The 15,194-nt window shown below is 46.6% G+C and carries 15 protein-coding genes and 1 pseudogene; 3 read left to right on the top strand and 13 right to left on the bottom strand.

Going from position 1 to position 15,194, the window contains the following annotated elements; all coding sequences use genetic code 11:
• Positions 1-5: 5 nt before the first annotated feature.
• On the bottom strand, positions 6-854 hold the full coding sequence (locus DFO52_RS12270) for a dihydrodipicolinate synthase family protein (protein WP_133550464.1): 849 nt from the start codon (positions 852-854) through the stop codon (positions 6-8).
• Between the two features lie 136 nt (positions 855-990).
• Between DFO52_RS12270 and DFO52_RS23435 the strand changes: the two are divergent.
• Positions 991-1,080: pseudogene (locus DFO52_RS23435) on the top strand (XRE family transcriptional regulator); the annotation flags it as partial.
• Between the two features lie 83 nt (positions 1,081-1,163).
• Here DFO52_RS23435 and DFO52_RS12280 read toward each other — a convergent pair.
• From DFO52_RS12280 to DFO52_RS12290, 3 genes are all read right to left on the bottom strand, one after another.
• The gene (locus DFO52_RS12280; RefSeq protein ID WP_133550465.1) at positions 1,164-2,612 is read right to left on the bottom strand and encodes an alpha/beta hydrolase; all 1,449 of its coding nucleotides are present in this window, start codon (positions 2,610-2,612) and stop codon (positions 1,164-1,166) included.
• Between the two features lie 122 nt (positions 2,613-2,734).
• Positions 2,735-3,028 (bottom strand): hypothetical protein, encoded by a 294-nt coding sequence (locus DFO52_RS12285; protein WP_023333518.1) that lies wholly within the window; start codon positions 3,026-3,028, stop codon positions 2,735-2,737.
• A gap of 12 nt (positions 3,029-3,040) precedes the next feature.
• Entirely contained in the window at positions 3,041-3,472 is a 432-nt protein-coding gene (locus DFO52_RS12290) for a hypothetical protein (RefSeq protein ID WP_133550466.1), read from the bottom strand.
• A 74-nt stretch (positions 3,473-3,546) separates the two neighbouring features.
• On the opposite strand from DFO52_RS12290, the gene DFO52_RS12295 reads away from it, so the two are divergent.
• Positions 3,547-4,092, top strand: coding sequence for a YfaZ family outer membrane protein (locus DFO52_RS12295; protein WP_047743626.1), 546 nt, complete (start codon positions 3,547-3,549; stop codon positions 4,090-4,092).
• Between the two features lie 97 nt (positions 4,093-4,189).
• Here DFO52_RS12295 and pagP read toward each other — a convergent pair whose 3' ends face one another.
• From pagP to ygjG, 9 genes are all read right to left on the bottom strand, one after another.
• Entirely contained in the window at positions 4,190-4,831 is a 642-nt protein-coding gene (gene pagP, locus DFO52_RS12300; protein ID WP_133550467.1) for a lipid IV(A) palmitoyltransferase PagP, read from the bottom strand.
• Between the two features lie 167 nt (positions 4,832-4,998).
• Positions 4,999-5,367 carry an SHOCT domain-containing protein gene (locus tag DFO52_RS12305; RefSeq protein WP_032666544.1) on the bottom strand — a complete coding sequence of 123 codons (369 nt, stop codon included), beginning with the start codon at positions 5,365-5,367 and terminating at the stop codon, positions 4,999-5,001.
• Between the two features lie 145 nt (positions 5,368-5,512).
• On the bottom strand, positions 5,513-5,983 hold the full coding sequence (locus tag DFO52_RS12310) for a glycine zipper 2TM domain-containing protein (RefSeq protein WP_133550468.1): 471 nt from the start codon (positions 5,981-5,983) through the stop codon (positions 5,513-5,515).
• A 12-nt stretch (positions 5,984-5,995) separates the two neighbouring features.
• A complete protein-coding gene (locus tag DFO52_RS12315; RefSeq protein ID WP_023333513.1) occupies positions 5,996-7,255 on the bottom strand; it encodes an arginine deiminase in 1,260 nt (419 codons plus the stop codon).
• Between the two features lie 21 nt (positions 7,256-7,276).
• Complete coding sequence (locus DFO52_RS12320) at positions 7,277-8,716, bottom strand: basic amino acid/polyamine antiporter (RefSeq protein ID WP_133550469.1); 1,440 nt, start codon at positions 8,714-8,716, stop codon at positions 7,277-7,279.
• A 121-nt stretch (positions 8,717-8,837) separates the two neighbouring features.
• Complete coding sequence (locus DFO52_RS12325; RefSeq protein WP_063927802.1) at positions 8,838-9,515, bottom strand: winged helix-turn-helix domain-containing protein; 678 nt, start codon at positions 9,513-9,515, stop codon at positions 8,838-8,840.
• Between the two features lie 626 nt (positions 9,516-10,141).
• Positions 10,142-10,642: a hypothetical protein gene (locus tag DFO52_RS12330; protein WP_047743628.1), complete on the bottom strand. Its 501-nt coding sequence runs from the start codon at positions 10,640-10,642 to the stop codon at positions 10,142-10,144.
• On the bottom strand, positions 10,605-11,330 hold the full coding sequence (locus DFO52_RS12335) for a winged helix-turn-helix domain-containing protein (protein WP_133550470.1): 726 nt from the start codon (positions 11,328-11,330) through the stop codon (positions 10,605-10,607). The genes DFO52_RS12330 and DFO52_RS12335 overlap by 38 nt, the downstream gene beginning before the upstream one ends.
• Positions 11,331-11,589: 259 nt before the next feature.
• Positions 11,590-12,966, bottom strand: coding sequence for a putrescine aminotransferase (gene ygjG / locus DFO52_RS12340; RefSeq protein WP_181599558.1), 1,377 nt, complete (start codon positions 12,964-12,966; stop codon positions 11,590-11,592).
• A 435-nt stretch (positions 12,967-13,401) separates the two neighbouring features.
• On the opposite strand from ygjG, the gene DFO52_RS12345 reads away from it, so the two are divergent.
• Positions 13,402-14,922, top strand: a complete 1,521-nt coding sequence (locus DFO52_RS12345; RefSeq protein WP_133550472.1) for a PAS domain-containing methyl-accepting chemotaxis protein — start codon at positions 13,402-13,404, stop codon at positions 14,920-14,922.
• The last annotated feature ends 272 nt before the right edge of the window (positions 14,923-15,194 follow it).

Consider the following 15,194-nt stretch of genomic DNA (forward strand, 5'->3'; position numbering starts at 1 on the left):
GTTGTTCAGGCCAGCGCCAGATCCGCAAGTATCGTAGCAAGCGCTTCGCGCGGCTCACCCTGAAGAGCCTGAAGGGGGAAGGGTAGCGCGGGCGTTTCCACTTTCCCCAGCATTTCTGCCGCTGCCGCTACCACCCGCAAACTACCATAATGGCGGAACAGCGCCCAAAGCGGCTCCAGCCGCTCGGATTGTGCCGACTCTTTCGAACGGGCAATCGCCAGCGCTGCTTGCGGAAACAACCCGCCAACCACCGAGTACCAGACGTCAAACCCGGCCTGCAGGGCGGAAGCCGCTCGCCAGTCACCGGCGATGCCCAGCGTGACGGTATCAGGAAGACGAGCGCGTACCTGCGACAGGTCCTCCGGCACGCGGCCAAGCTTTATGGACCCTATATTCGGCAGGGCCGCGGCGGCAAATAACAGTTCATCGCTAAACGAAAAACCGGTCGTGGCGGGATTATCGTAAATGCACAGCGGTACGGAGAGCTGGCGGGTCACCGTTTCATAGAGATGAAACACTTCGTCTTCCGTTAATCGCTGGTACGACACGGGTGCCAGCAGCACGCCGGAGACACCTGCCGATTGTGCGTCGTCAGCCAAACGCAGAATATCATCCAGCCGCAATGCGCCGATGCTGACGATGACCGGAATGTCATCAGCATGCGCCACCGCGCAGCGTGCGATCCGACCACGCTCTTCAACGGTCAGATAGGCGTAACTTCCCGTTGAGCCCAAAATGCCCAGTGAATCCACGCCAGCGTCGACCACGGGGCGCAGAAGATTGATGAAGGCGTGCTCGTCAAACGTCCCCTCTTTCAGGGGGGTTAACGGAAACGCGCTTAACCCGTGAAACATCGTGTTGTCCTTCTTTGAAAGTATTAAACGGCTCACTGCCGTCGGCCAGCGAGCCAGAATAAGCAGCGAGATTTCACCGCCAACCAGAATGATGTAGCGAAGACTCACCGCGCGGAAATATCCACCACCGGATTCAGGGGAGCCGTTCACTTCGCCAGGACACGGGAATGGGACAATCAAGTTATTGCATGTGAACGAGGGCTTATCAACCCTGACGGTCGATGAGACGATGGCAGAGTTTCACCGGTAACAACCGCCCGGTGGCGTGTAGCGTCCGGGCCTACAAAAACACAGCCTGGGCTCCGCTTTTTACTTTATTACGCTCGCGATCCTATCCATCAGGTAGGGAAAGAAGGGATTTGACGTGATACGCATTAAGGAGTCCATATCCGCGAGCAAAACGGCACGCTCGCCTCTGACTCTTAAAATTCCAAGGCTGAGCCCATAGCGATTCGGTTCATACGGTTCACTTCCATATAAGGAATCATGTACAGGAAAAGGGAGAGCAACATGTGATAAAGAAAAAACATCTCGCGGATACAGCAGGTTAAGTGGCTGAACGTCTGCTGTTGTTGTGTGTGCTAAGTGTGTCGAAGCCACCATCTTCATGCTCTCTGAAGAGGCGTTTTTGATAATAGTCGTCGTAAAGGTACGCTCTGGCGTTGCCAGCAAATGCGATAGCGCACGATCGGATGAGTGACGAAAGAGTGCACGAAAATTGACCGCGCGATTAATATCAAATAAAACCAGTTCGCTACCGTTATCCGGTAGGTTTTGATGAAGAACATCCAATACTGCTCTGGTGCTGACCGTGGAATCCAGAACGGATTGAAACGTTAGTACATGAGGAAATTCTTTCCAGCGCGAACTTGAATTGCGCCGGTTAAGCTCGCGTTTTAATGACTCGGTAAGTAGATAAGCCTGGCGTGCGCCATTCACGGGAAAAGAATTATATTTAAAAGGATTAAATTCGGGGACCAGACCTAACCATGCCGCACGAGAAAAGGCCGGGAGAAAGGCCGTCCATTCGGCCATTCCCGAAAAGCGAGCAAAGCGACTTACCCCTATCATGGGGGAAATAAGGACTATTTGTTGTGGCTTCCTCAAACTACTGTCGTCAAGGGCGTCGAGGGCATATTTCATGGCCAGAGCCCCGCCATTGGAAAAGCCAACAATGTGCAGAGGCGTATCGGCATTTGTCATTTTCGTCGCCTCGCGCACGGCAAGACGTGTTGCAGCCAGCCAGTCCTGCCATTTAACATCCGTTAAAGCCCCTGGTACGGTGCCATGGGCAGGTAAACGGATCCCGATTGCGACAAATCCTGCTTGTTGATACAGCCGGGCAATATGCTGCAAACTGTATGGGGAGTCCGTTAGCCCGTGCAATAACACGACTGCACCTCTCGGTTCCGTCTTTGTCCGCATGATGTAGGAGCGATTCCAGTCCGTGGGAAGGTTATCTGGATACACCGGGCTTAACGAGTTATAACGATTTAAACTCGTTGTATCATGATCGGCTTGCTTCATGACGACATGCTTATGGACCTCCATAAAGAGGGTGTTTTCGGCATTGATATAATCATCCCAGTCGGCTCGATCGATATCTTTTTCACGCAATTCATTCGGGACATACGTATGCCATGGCTGGAGTTCACCGCTACGCTGAACCCAATAAAACAGGCCTATCATTACGCAAATCATGACGCCAACCAAAATAAATATAAAACGCTTTATTAGAATTAAAGTTTTCTTGCGCATGATTTCTCTAAGCTATGGATAGGATGCAATATGGTTATAACTAAACCAGATACCTGCCGTCATTTTTTAAGAGACAGCATGGTTACTTTGAGTGCATATTACAGTGTTTTGCGTTGCATCATTTATGCTTTTATCCATTGTACAATCAGTAATGAGTTAATGGCGAAATTGATATGGGCGACTATTGATAACATAATAAGAAGTGCGGCTAAAAATAACACTTTTAAATTGAGTGTGCGTCTTTTTTTTAAGTTTTCATCTAGCCATACCATATTTCTTATTTTGTTTTTTTGATATAAGTACATTACTCCCATAGATAAATATAAAACTGGTATGATAATGCTCGCAGAATTTATCTGCAACAAAAGTAATTCACTGCCAATTAATGCAAAAAGCCATGAGATAAATAGTAGCATGATTTCCTCCTCTCAGCTTTTTTTGTTGCTAATATAAAACCAAATCATAAACAGGACATCTAAAAACAACCAAACCCCACCCAGCAGCAAAACGTGTGTGACGGCCCCGGGCCAGAATAAGACTCCAGTTGGTGAAACTGAAAATAAATCTTGTCCCCACAATGTGCGTGCCACAACCATGAATAGTGGAAGTAATAACAGATTGAACAGAAAAAGATATCGGATAAAGCTTGGCTTTTTTTGGCGTTGGATATTCTCTGCCGGAAACATGCTTCCCTCTCTGGTTTCATTGAAAATAAGGACGTATTCTATTCTGGGAAGATAGATGGATTCTAAACGTACTTCATTTTTATAGAGTACACCCAAGACCAAAAGGTTATTGATGAATTGCAACCCAGCAGATTGGTATCTCTTCTTTGTTTGAACTTCATATAACTTCTTCACCTAAAGTAAGTCACCAGTAGGCCCCTGAGAAAGGCTCTGACTTCCATTTTTTAATGTAGATTAGGTGATAACTGATGTTTAAAAAAACACTTACGGTAGTGGCAATTCTTTCAACTCTTTCTGTCAGCGCTAATGCTGCTGAAATTGGTGCCCAGTTAGGTACACAGCATACGGAGTTAAATGCACTGATAGCGCCAGAGCAGACCGGCATTTTTTATACTGCGAACTGGGCGAATAACTATAATGATGGCCGTAATTCAGGCGGTGTTGGCCTGGGCTATCAGGTATCTTTGGGGAAAGCCGATCTTTACGCTGGCGCTAAAGCCATCTATCTGGCGCCTAAAAAAGGCGATAACGGGTTTGCGGCACCTATTGGTGGCGGCTTACGTCTGCATTTTAGCAATGAGCTTTATGCATACGGTGAAGGTTACACGGCGCCGCGCGGCCTGAACAATGCCGTAGAAAATTATGTTGAGGTTGATGCAGGATTGGCCTGGCAGGTACAAGATTCGGTGAAACTCAAAGCGGGTTACCGTCATATTAGCGTCCATGGTAAATCCAGCACACCGAATCACACTTTGCTTGATGGCGCTTACCTGGGGGCCTCACTTAAATTCTAAAAATGACTCACCGCGAGCGATAGGCTCGCGGTGAGTTATTGCATTTTCCACCTTCAGAAACGTGAATCCCTCTCAATTAGCACCTGTGAGTACGCATTTACAGGTTATAGCGTAACCAGCCGAAAAGTACATTTCCATTATTATACGTGCCTGGAATATAGGTGAACTGAAAATTCACTTTTTTATAACTTACCGAAAAAAGCGGGAATACCATAGGCAAAGGGATATAGTTACCCATATCTTTACGCGCCGTTATCCCGGCGGTAACCCCTAACCCAAACCTGAACTCTTTTTGTTGGTCTGGATACCATCCCTTCTCCCATGCATAACCTGTCACCGGTTGCCATTCATTATGCGAGTCTTTAAATACCATCCCATAGATTGCACTCCAGTTGCCCTCGCTATGGTGACGAGAAATACCAACCCCAGCGCCCCAGGGCATTTCGTTATAGCGGTCTGTTTTTTCTTTATCGTACATGAAACGGTTATGCCAGCTAATAAAAGGAAGATAGATATCGTGACTGTCATAATCTGTCCACGTTAGCGTGATGTCGGAAACGATTTTGCTTCTCCAGTTCGCTGCATCATCATTTAAATGAGTCTGGCTATACGCTCGCGAGGCAAAAAAAAGCAGCGCACACCATAGTGCAACTGAGCAAGTTATCAAAAATAAATGATAAATCCCGCCAATAAAATAGATTTTTTCCTTATAATGTTTCCAGGGTGAGGCGCTTTTCATCGCGAACGCTCCAGTTGATATGGTTAAGTAAAAACTAATTGTTTAAATGATGGTTAAGCTGAGCTATTTAATAAACCTTTGAAATAGGTGTTAGCTGCTTTTGAGATGGTTAATTGACTAAAAACAACTGACTAAGGTAGATTTTCACTCCCCTTAGCCAGTTCAATTTAATTAATGGCTTTTTTCTTAAGGGTTTCGAATTCCTCTTGATTAATAACTCCTTGCTCCAGCAGTTTTTTCGCATCCCATATTTGCTCCGCTGGTGATTTACATAGAGTTGCAGCATTGGTATCCAGTCGGTAAGCACGTTGTCTTTTTGCCATTCCTTTTCCTCTCAGAATGAGATAAAAAATTGAGGTGATTAGGGGAATGAAAAGCAAAAGTATTATCCATAATGACTTAAAAAAGCCATTCAATGTATTATCACGAAATAAATCAGTAACTATCTGGAAAATAACAAACAAATAAGCAACGAAAAAGAATAATGAAAAAACAGTTGCTGCCATATTCCAGAATTGCAATAAATGAGTGGTCATGATGTGCCCTTTAAAAATTATACATGGTCATGAGGTAAAAAAGATTGATAAAATTTTGATAAAAACCTAAAAAAACCTGCCGCAAAATATATTCATGCTGAGTTAAAGTACATTAATCCTGTTGTGGCAGGTCTGATAAAGTGATTTAGCGAGCTGGAGAAATAGTTACCTGACCGCGATGGGAGGTGATATTCACACGTTGCCCTACGACAAATTCTCCTTCACGGGCTGGCTGTACTGTGACGAATTCTGGACCATTATCAGGACGAATAAAGAGTTCCACAGCATTATTTCGCGCCATTCCACGTTGTATTGACTGTCCTGCCATCGCACCCGCAACGGTACCACCCGCTGTCGCTAACAGACGGCCGCTTCCGCCGCCAATAGCGTTACTAGCAGCACCGCCAATCAAAGCCCCCCCGACCGTACCGGCAGCGCTGTTTCCAGTGTCGCTTTGGATGGTAATATTTCTGACTTCTGTTATTGTGCCATGTGAAAGCGCCATAACCTGACCGGAAAGCGCAGCACTCGCATGATTGGCAGAACCTACGGGCTTTTCCGCACAGCCAACCAATGTAAACAATCCGACGAAAATAAAAACACAGCGTTTAAACATCTTTATTCCTTATTAATAATCAACAGCATCACGAATTAATGGACAAGTCATACAGTGGCCGCCGCCGCGTCCACGGCCTAATTCACTACCAACGATTTCGATGACCTCAACGCCTTCTTTACGCAATCGATCGTTTGTTTTCGTATTACGGTCATAGGCGATAACGACACCGGGAGACATGGCGACCACATTATTGCCGCTATCCCATTGCTGACGTTCGGTGTCGTAAACATTACCTTCAGTTTCAACAACCCTAAGTTTTCCTAAATTAAGTGCTCCGGCAACCACGTCAGTTAACGGTTCTGAATAATGCTCCAGACGCATCCCGCCGGGGGAATCGTCTTTTATCAGTGCAAAGACTTCGATTTGATCAACAATGGCTGGATAGAGCGTCACTAAATCCCGGTCACAAAATGTGAATACCGTATCCAGATGCATCGCCGCTCGGAGTTTCGGCATCGCTGCAATGATTACGCGCTCGACATCGCTAAGCGGGTTTGAAAACAGGGCTGATGCGAGCTGTGCAATCGCCTGATATGACGTACGTTCGCTCATGCCAATTAAAACGGCCTTATTGCCGATAGGCATAACATCACCGCCCTCGAGGGTGGCTGAACCGTGATAACGTGTCGGATCCCCCCACCATGTATTAATCGTCTGACGGGTGAAATCAGGATGGAACTTATAAATAGCGGTAGTCAGTAGCGTTTCTTCACGACGCGCCTGCCAGTAAAGTGGATTAAGCGTAACCCCGTTGTAAATCCAGCTGGTTGTATCTCGCGTATAAAGCGTATTGGGTAACGGCGGAAGTAAGTATTCACGAAGCCCTGTCGCTCTTCCGACGAGTTCAAGCTCTTCTTTATCTCCCCTCCGTCTATTCAGCAAATCATTTGTTGAAAGCCCACCAATCATAAACTCTGCCAGATGATTTGCTGACAACGAATCCAGGAACGAACGTGTTTCATTAAGTAAACCTAATGGGATTTCATCGGCAGTGATCTGCTGTTCTGTAAGCCAGTTTCGGGCCTGGCGGTTAGCCAGCGTTTCTGCGAGCAGATCATGCATTTCTACAACTTCAACACCACATCCACGCATTTTATTAATAAAGTCGAGGTGATCGTGCCGGGCACGCTCTACCCACATGACATCATCAAATAAAAGTCTGTCGCAATTGCCTGGTGTAAGACGGCTATGCGCTAACCCAGGGGCGCACACCATTACTTTGCGTAATTGGCCGACCTCAGAGTGAACACCGAATGGTACCTCTTGCATATAGACTCCTTAAGGGATTAATTAAATGGTAATACTTCCAGTTACAATTCCATAAATACAGGCCACAGCAGCCAGTGCGATGACGGTAAATAATGTTTTCTCAGTTCCAGAGAATATTTTTTTGCCTTGCTCACGCTTGGCTATGTAATAAAGAAGCGTGCCGGGAGTATAAATGACAGCGGAGAGCAGAACATAAGTTAATCCTCCGGCATAAATCATCAAGGATGCATAGAGGGTGGCAATTAACGAGATCACCAGATCTTTATAATATCCTTTAGAAGAATGCTCATATGTTTCACGTGTAATCACCAGCTTCAGGCTATAAGCTGCAACCAGGAGGTAGGGGATCAGCGTCATTGCGCTGGTAAGTTCAAGCGCTAACTGGAATGCATAATCGCTGAAAAAGGTGATGATTAAAAAAAGCTGTATGGCAATATTGGTCAACCATACGGCTGAAGAAGGAACAAACCAACGGTTCTCACGGGCAAACACCGCAGGCATACTCTTTTTTAATGCTGCAGAATAAATTACCTCTGCGGCAAGTAATGACCAGGAAAGATATGCCCCGAGTACAGAGATAATTAACCCCACGCTGATGAAAATCACACCCCAGCGACCCACTATGCTTTCGAGGACGCCGGCCATAGAGGGTTGCCGTAAAGCTCCCAGTTCGGCTTGAGGCATAACGCCATAAGAAAGCATGGTGACTAACATCAATAAGCACAGAACCCCGATGAAACCGAATACGGTGGCCAGGCCGACGTCTTTTCTGTTAGTCGCATAACGTGAGTAAATACTTGCGCCTTCGATCCCAAGGAATACAAATACAGTCACCAGCATGGTGCTTCTGACCTGGGAAAAGACCGATCTGAGGAGAGGAGGCTCTCCGGCGGCTCCGCCCCAGAAATTAAGCATAAACATATCTTTTTTGAACGCCATTATCAGGATGGCGATAAACACAAAAATAGGGATAATTTTGGCACACGTCGCCAGGGTATTAATGAAAGCAGCTTCTTTAATACCCCGTAAAACAAGGAGATGGAATGACCATAAAACAATCGATGATACGGCGATCGCGAGCCAGGTGTTCCCTTCACCAAATGAAGGGAAAAAGGCGCCTAATGTGGATTTAATTAAAATAAAATAGGATACGTTACCGATACATGTACCAGCCCAAAAGCCCAGGGCGGAAATGAAGCCGGGATATTCGCCAAAACCGGCCTTGGCATAGCTGAAAACGCCAGCATTGAGTTCAGGTTTCCTTTCCGCAAGGTTCTGAAATACGAATGCCAGCATCAGCATACCGCCGCCAGCTATCACCCAGGCAATCATTGCGCCCAGCCCACCGGTTGCGCGTCCGAATGTCGCAGGTAATGAAAATATACCCGCCCCGATCATTGCTCCAACAACAAGGGTCGTTAAAGACCAAAGCGATAGCGTATTGTTCGCAGTTTTGCTCATAAAGTTTTCTTAAAAATGAAGCTGTAATTGATGAAATGAAAGCTTAGAGGCTGTTAATATACCGTTCCTAAATGAAGCTAACGTTTATGTCATAAAAGACAGCAGAGTGTCTGACACCTATTCAGATGGCGCCATTTAGATCGTAGTAATAACCTTCTTCTCGCTGATGTCGGATTTGTCCGCTGTTATAAGGTGCAAGCTTCTTTCTTAAGCGACCAATAAGAACCTCGACAGTATTGTTTTCTTTCCCAATCCAGTCGTGATACAGATGTTTCATTATTTTACGTTTGCTCAAGGCCTGACCTTTGTTCTTCATCAAAAGTTTCATAATCTCGAATTCAAAACCAGTTAGCCTAATTTTTTCTTTATTAATGAAAAGTATTTTACTGTTCAAGTCGAGTTCTAAATTACCAGCAGAAATACGTTTGGAAGGGGTAAGGTAATTTCTGCGTACCAAAACCCAAATTCTAATGATAATTTCTTCAATATGACATGTTCTTACTACATAATCATCCGCTCCGCTTTCAAGCGCTTTCACTTTGTGTTCAATATCGTTACTGCTGTTTAGGATCATAATGCGGATATTACGTCCTTCGCGTCGCCACTTACGAATCGCCTGTAACTCGGTCGTTGAAAGAGTCTCGCATGACATAATTAGCAATTCAGCTTTATTTGAAAACATAAATAGCTCCACTTCCTGAATGCTTGAAGACACATCAGTTAATATGCCTGCTTCCTCAATTTGTGTTTTCAAAAAATGCTGATGTACAATGTTAGGATCTAATATTAGAACACGCATATCTTCCTCTTATCTCATATGCAATATGATAACCTTGTTACATAATTACCGAGTAAAGACGCTTATAGGCCTTTGATAGATCTGATGCGTTTATTATGAATTCAATAAGATCTTTATCTATAAAGGTTATTAACACCGCCTCTGCAATCAGAGCGATACATAATGCGTATAATAGATAAATAACCATGTTTCAGCCCTCGTTTTAGTTGCGTCATTTATTGCGGTTACTGATGTTTAATGAAATAGATTTCTCTGCTTATCAGGTATAAGCATCATCATCTAACGTTCGCTAAATAGTACTTACTAAAAAAATGGAGGCAATTCTTTTAAGAGGTGAGCAGTAAATACAAAATAATAAATGCCAAAATAAAAGAAGTGCAGGGGAGATGGTGTGAAAAGCAGATGAAGTAGAATTAAATCACATTTAGTCAGATTTATTAAGGTTTTTATTCTTTAATTCTGTAAGTGGGTGCTCCTGTATAGATGAATATATGGTTTATTTGTTTGCTCTATAGTTTATCTTTTGTTAAAGAGTAAACGTAGAAAGCGCTCTTGCTTTAACAATTAGTACATCGATAATGCATTTGTAATATTATTATAACGTGCTATGTACTTACGCAGCTGACTCATTTTCGGCAAATAAATATAGAACGCTGTAAATCGCTTATTCGCCAGGTTTCGGTGTCAAGCTTATCTATCTTGTAATGCAAAACAGGTTGGCTTGAGGTGAGTTTTTCAGTCAACTCAGAAGGCGCATTATGCTGAAGATTGGAAACAAATTTACCTTTTGTAACTTTATGGAAGCCATTTTGAACATCTTTGTCCATCATCATATTCCCAGTGCGATCGACAAGGTACTCTTTACCAAGATAATTCAAGGTGCCGTACTCACTCACCGTTACGAGACCTTCATTTGTAATATGAAAAACTATTTTGATATTGCCGTTTATGCCTTCCCGGGCATTTTTCTCATCTGCACGGTTGATATGTACGGTTGACATACAGTTCATAGGTAAGTAGCTATAAATGCCAACAAGCTTGTGTATGCCCACCACAAGCAATGGGAGTAACAGCAGACTAAGGACAATATTAATTATTGTTAATATTGACGTAGTTTTCGCATTCATGACCTTTCCCTGTATTTACTTTGCCGCATACGGCAATGTGAGTGGAGTATATCTTGCTTTTTAAAGGGGCTCTGTTGTCATCAAAATATATTATGCTGGTTTTTTTGGTGCACTGTATGGCGATTTTCTGACCTAGCGTTGTGTTAAAAAATGCGTCGATATTTTCTTGTTTTATTACATTTACATCACTAAAAACATCGCATAATCCCACGGATTTATATTTGTGCAAATTGCTATTGTTTGCGTGGTTTAAATAAAATGTACCGAATGTAGACAGGATCAGGAATGTTAAAATTATTGTGCTGATGTGAAAACTTTTGTTCGAAGAGTATATATTCTTTAGTTTTTCGCGAGTATTGCTGCTGATAGGATTAACAGGAGTGCATTTACAGTGAAGTACAAAACCTTGCTTCGGTATTGTTTCGATTTTGTCTTCAAGTGCAAATTCAAGAAATGCTTTCCGCAATAGCGATATGTTTCGGTTTAAATTATTATCTGATGCAACCAGTCCATGCTCTTCCCACACTTTTTCAAGTAGTTCAGTACGACTTATTTGCCTGTTATTTGCATCAATGAGTGCATTTAATAATCGCGAAGTGGCCAGTGATAGCTCAACTGTATGTTTATTATCGGTTAAAGTGCGTAAGTCATTATTATAATGCACAATACCGTCAAGTAGGTACTCCATCGCCTAAACGCCCTCATAGATGAATATAAGCATTATAATTTGAGCGCTAATCTTATGCAACATTATGATTTTTGTCTGGAAAGATTGATTTTTATGGATGTAAACGCTGATGTTAAACATCAGAGGTTTATTTTTACAATGTAGCCTAAAGGTTGCATTTTTTCCCGCATTATTACGCGTTGACAGGAATATAGATAGCAGGAAACGAAGACTGTCGATTCAGGTAAAATATTTCCCCTCGGTAGAGGGGAAATATTCATTACGCATCCACACTTATTCTCAGCGCTGCCAGCGCTTTACGCGCTGCTTTCAGCACCTGCTCGCACTGCTCAATCGTCAGCGTCAGCGGCGGTTCAATGCGGATGGTTTTCGAGTTGTTGAGCGTTCCGGCGACCAGCACCCGCTGGCGGAACATCTCGCTCGCGAAGCTATAGCCGGTTTCGTTATCGACAAACTCAATCGCCATCAGCATCCCTTTGCCACGCGCGTCCTGCACCAGGTCCGGATACTCCCGGCCTAGCTGACGGAAGCCGTCCAGCAGCATGTCGCCTTTCTGCTCCGCCTGCGCGGGCAGGTTTTGCTCCAGCAGCACGTTGATGGTTGCCAGCGCGGCCGCACAGGCCAGCGGGTTACCGCCAAAGGTGGTGGTATGCAGGAACGGGTTGTCGAACAGCACCGAGAAGACCTCCTCGGTGGCCACCGTCGCGCCAATCGGCATCACGCCGCCGCCCAACGCTTTCGCCAGGCATAGAATGTCCGGCTGAACGTTTTCGTGCTCGCAGGCAAACATCTTGCCGGTGCGCCCCATCCCGGTCTGGACTTCGTCGAGGATTAGCAGCGCGCCAAACTCATCGCACAGCTGACGCACGGCGGGCAGATAGCCCTGCGGAGGGAGGATTACGCCGCCTTCGCCCTGAATCGGCTCCAGGATTACCGCGGCCACGTCATCGCCGGTTTTACGGCACTCGCTCAGCACGGTGCGCATGGCGCTGATGTCGCCAAACGGCACGTGGCGGAAGCCCGGCAGCAGCGGCATAAACGGTTTGCGGAAGGTGGATTTGGCGGTAGCAGACAGTGCGCCCAGAGATTTACCGTGGAACGCACCGCTGGTGGCGATAAAGGTGAATTTCCCGCGCGGCGACTGGTACGCTTTGGCGAGTTTAATCGCCGCTTCGACCGATTCCGTGCCGCTGTTGCTAAAGAAGCTGTACTTCAGTTTACCGGGCGTTAAGGCCGCCAGCGTTTTCGCGAGCATGGCGCGAAGCGGGTCGAGCAGTTCCTGGCTATGGAGAGGTTGTTTCGCAAGTTGATTCTGTACGGCGGAAACCACAACTGGATTACGGTGCCCCACGTTGAAGATACCAAAACCACCCAGGCAATCGATAAACTCCTGTCCCTGGGTGTCGACAAGCGTGTTAAGACTCCCCGCTTGCCACTCTACGGCTCCGTAATCCCCGCCGGCGGTAACAGATTTGCGATACTCCAGAAAACCTGGATTGACGTGCTCTTTAAAGTAATCGATGACCTCTCGGTTAAGTTGTTTCATCTCCTCATGATCGAGCGTTCGCTTCTCAATGAGATTCAGTGCGTGCGCGGTACAGGCAAGAGCCGAGGCGCTGGAAGGTAACCTGTTCAAAATGTGCTCCCGGGGATCGCGTATCACATGATACTGGTTTAAGTATTGCAGGGATTACGCCACTTCAGATGCCTTAACGAAAATCGGGATAAACGCCAGGTTAAAATAATGTTGCACAATATTTAATCATGCAGGAGCAACCGAAACGGGATTTAGCGGTACAGGGAAGAGAGGATAAATGAGGGCGGAAAAGCGCAGCTGCACTAAAGAAGTGCATTCGCTGCAACTTAAGTGGGCATTAACAGGTCATGCTTTATAGGTAATTTCTTGGCGAAAGTATTTGAAATCAATGAATTATAAAATCGTACAAAAAGTATGGTTTAAGTGAAATCTGCGATCTTCATCAAGTTTAACAACTAAAGATAAATTGTTTACCGCCGAAAAAACATTGACCCACAAAATTAACATTCAAATAACCTGCAAGGGATGCCCACAATGTCCTCTCCAACCTATGTCACCCAGAATGAATATCCTCTGGACGATGACACCACCTTAATGTCTACCACAGACGTCCACAGCTATATCACACACGCCAACGACACCTTTGTGCAGGTGAGCGGCTACCAGCTCGATGAGCTGACGGGCCAGCCGCACAATATGGTGCGCCACCCCGATATGCCAAAAGCCGCGTTTGCCGATATGTGGTACACGCTGCAGCAGGGCGAGCCGTGGAGCGGGATTGTCAAAAACCGGCGCAAAAACGGTGACCACTACTGGGTGCGAGCGAATGCGGTGCCGATGGTGCGCCGCGGGCAGGTGACGGGCTATATGTCCATTCGCACCAAAGCCACGGCGGAAGAGATTGCCGCCGTGGAGCCGCTCTACCGGGCGCTGAACGACGGGAGCTGTAAGAAACGTGTGCACAAGGGGCTGGTGGTTGGAAAAGGCTGGCTGGGTAAACTGCCGGCTATGCCGCTGCGCTGGCGCGTGCGCTGCGTGATGGCGGCGCTTTTTGCCGTTCTCGCCGCCACGCTGGTCGCGACCTCTGCCGGGTGGATACCGCTCGCCGCAGCCGCGCTGGTGATGCTGCTGGGGACACTGCTGTTTGAGCAACAGATTGTCAGCCCGGTAGAGAATGTGGCGCGACAGGCGCTGAAGGTCGCAACCGGTGAGCGCAACAGCGTGCAGCATCTGAACCGCAGCGACGAGCTGGGGCTGACGCTGCGCGCGGTCGGGCAACTGGGCCTGATGTGCCGCTGGTTAATCAATGACGTGTCGAGCCAGGTGGTGAGCGTCCGTGACGGCAGCGACAGGCTGGCGCAGGGAAATGAAGACCTGAACGATCGGACGCGTCAGACCGTGGCGAACGTGCAGCAGACCGTCGCGACAATGAACCAGATGGCCGCTTCCGTTCAGAGTAACTCTGAAACCGCCGCCGAGGTGGATAAACTCTCCGTGGCCGCGAGCAGCGCGGCGACGAAAGGGGGCAACGCGATGCAGACCGTCGTCAAAACCATGGATGACATTGCCGACAGCACGCAGCGAATTGGCTCGATTACCTCCCTGATTAACGATATCGCTTTCCAGACCAATATTCTGGCGCTGAACGCGGCGGTTGAAGCGGCAAGGGCAGGAGAGCAGGGAAAAGGTTTTGCCGTGGTCGCGGGCGAAGTGCGCCATCTCGCCAGCCGCAGCGCCAGCGCCGCCAATGATATTCGTAAACTCATTGATGCCAGCGCCAGCAAGGTACAGTCCGGCTCTGAGCAGGTTCACGCCGCAGGTCGCACGATGGATGATATTGTCGAGCAGGTGAAAAACGTGACGCAGCTTATCGCCCAGATCAGCCACGCGACCTCCGAGCAGGCAACCGGACTGTCAGAGTTGACCCGCGCGGTCGCTGAACTCGACAGCATCACGCAGAAAAACGCCGACCTGGTCGAGGAGAGCGCCCACATTTCTGCGATGGTGAAGCACCGCGCCGGACGCCTTAAGGATGCGGTGACTGTGCTTCATTGAGTCAGTAATGTTCTAAAAAAGCCGTTTATTTCGTAAGGAATAAACGGCTTTTTATTTTCTGGTTGTGACTATTAATGTATTTTATTGTTAATTTAATATTAAATAACTAAAGAAAGCGCCTCAGTTATTTATTCCTGCCTAAGTCAGTTCTTCAGAATGCTATTTCGAAAATACCCCGTTTGACGGTCTGGTAACGATCGATGAGGCAATATTAATAGCCTACACCTATGCATTGCGGGGGTTATGAAATAAAAAAACGATCAAACTCATAA

Origin of the sequence: Enterobacter sp. AG326, assembly GCF_004362415.1 — a bacterium.
Classification (GTDB): Bacteria; Pseudomonadota; Gammaproteobacteria; order Enterobacterales; family Enterobacteriaceae; genus Enterobacter; species Enterobacter asburiae.

Coding starts and splice junctions, on each gene's coding strand:
- DFO52_RS12280 (WP_133550465.1), bottom strand. CDS start 2,612: ATGCGCAAGAAAACTTTAATTCTAATAAAGCGTTTTATATTTATTTTG.
- DFO52_RS12270 (WP_133550464.1), bottom strand. CDS start 854: ATGTTTCACGGGTTAAGCGCGTTTCCGTTAACCCCCCTGAAAGAGGGG.
- DFO52_RS12330 (WP_047743628.1), bottom strand. CDS start 10,642: ATGAATGCGAAAACTACGTCAATATTAACAATAATTAATATTGTCCTT.
- DFO52_RS12295 (WP_047743626.1), top strand. CDS start 3,547: ATGTTTAAAAAAACACTTACGGTAGTGGCAATTCTTTCAACTCTTTCT.
- DFO52_RS12315 (WP_023333513.1), bottom strand. CDS start 7,255: ATGCAAGAGGTACCATTCGGTGTTCACTCTGAGGTCGGCCAATTACGC.
- pagP (WP_133550467.1), bottom strand. CDS start 4,831: ATGAAAAGCGCCTCACCCTGGAAACATTATAAGGAAAAAATCTATTTT.
- DFO52_RS12320 (WP_133550469.1), bottom strand. CDS start 8,716: ATGAGCAAAACTGCGAACAATACGCTATCGCTTTGGTCTTTAACGACC.
- DFO52_RS12285 (WP_023333518.1), bottom strand. CDS start 3,028: ATGCTACTATTTATCTCATGGCTTTTTGCATTAATTGGCAGTGAATTA.
- DFO52_RS12325 (WP_063927802.1), bottom strand. CDS start 9,515: ATGCGTGTTCTAATATTAGATCCTAACATTGTACATCAGCATTTTTTG.
- DFO52_RS12335 (WP_133550470.1), bottom strand. CDS start 11,330: ATGGAGTACCTACTTGACGGTATTGTGCATTATAATAATGACTTACGC.
- DFO52_RS12305 (WP_032666544.1), bottom strand. CDS start 5,367: ATGACCACTCATTTATTGCAATTCTGGAATATGGCAGCAACTGTTTTT.
- DFO52_RS12310 (WP_133550468.1), bottom strand. CDS start 5,983: ATGTTTAAACGCTGTGTTTTTATTTTCGTCGGATTGTTTACATTGGTT.
- DFO52_RS12345 (WP_133550472.1), top strand. CDS start 13,402: ATGTCCTCTCCAACCTATGTCACCCAGAATGAATATCCTCTGGACGAT.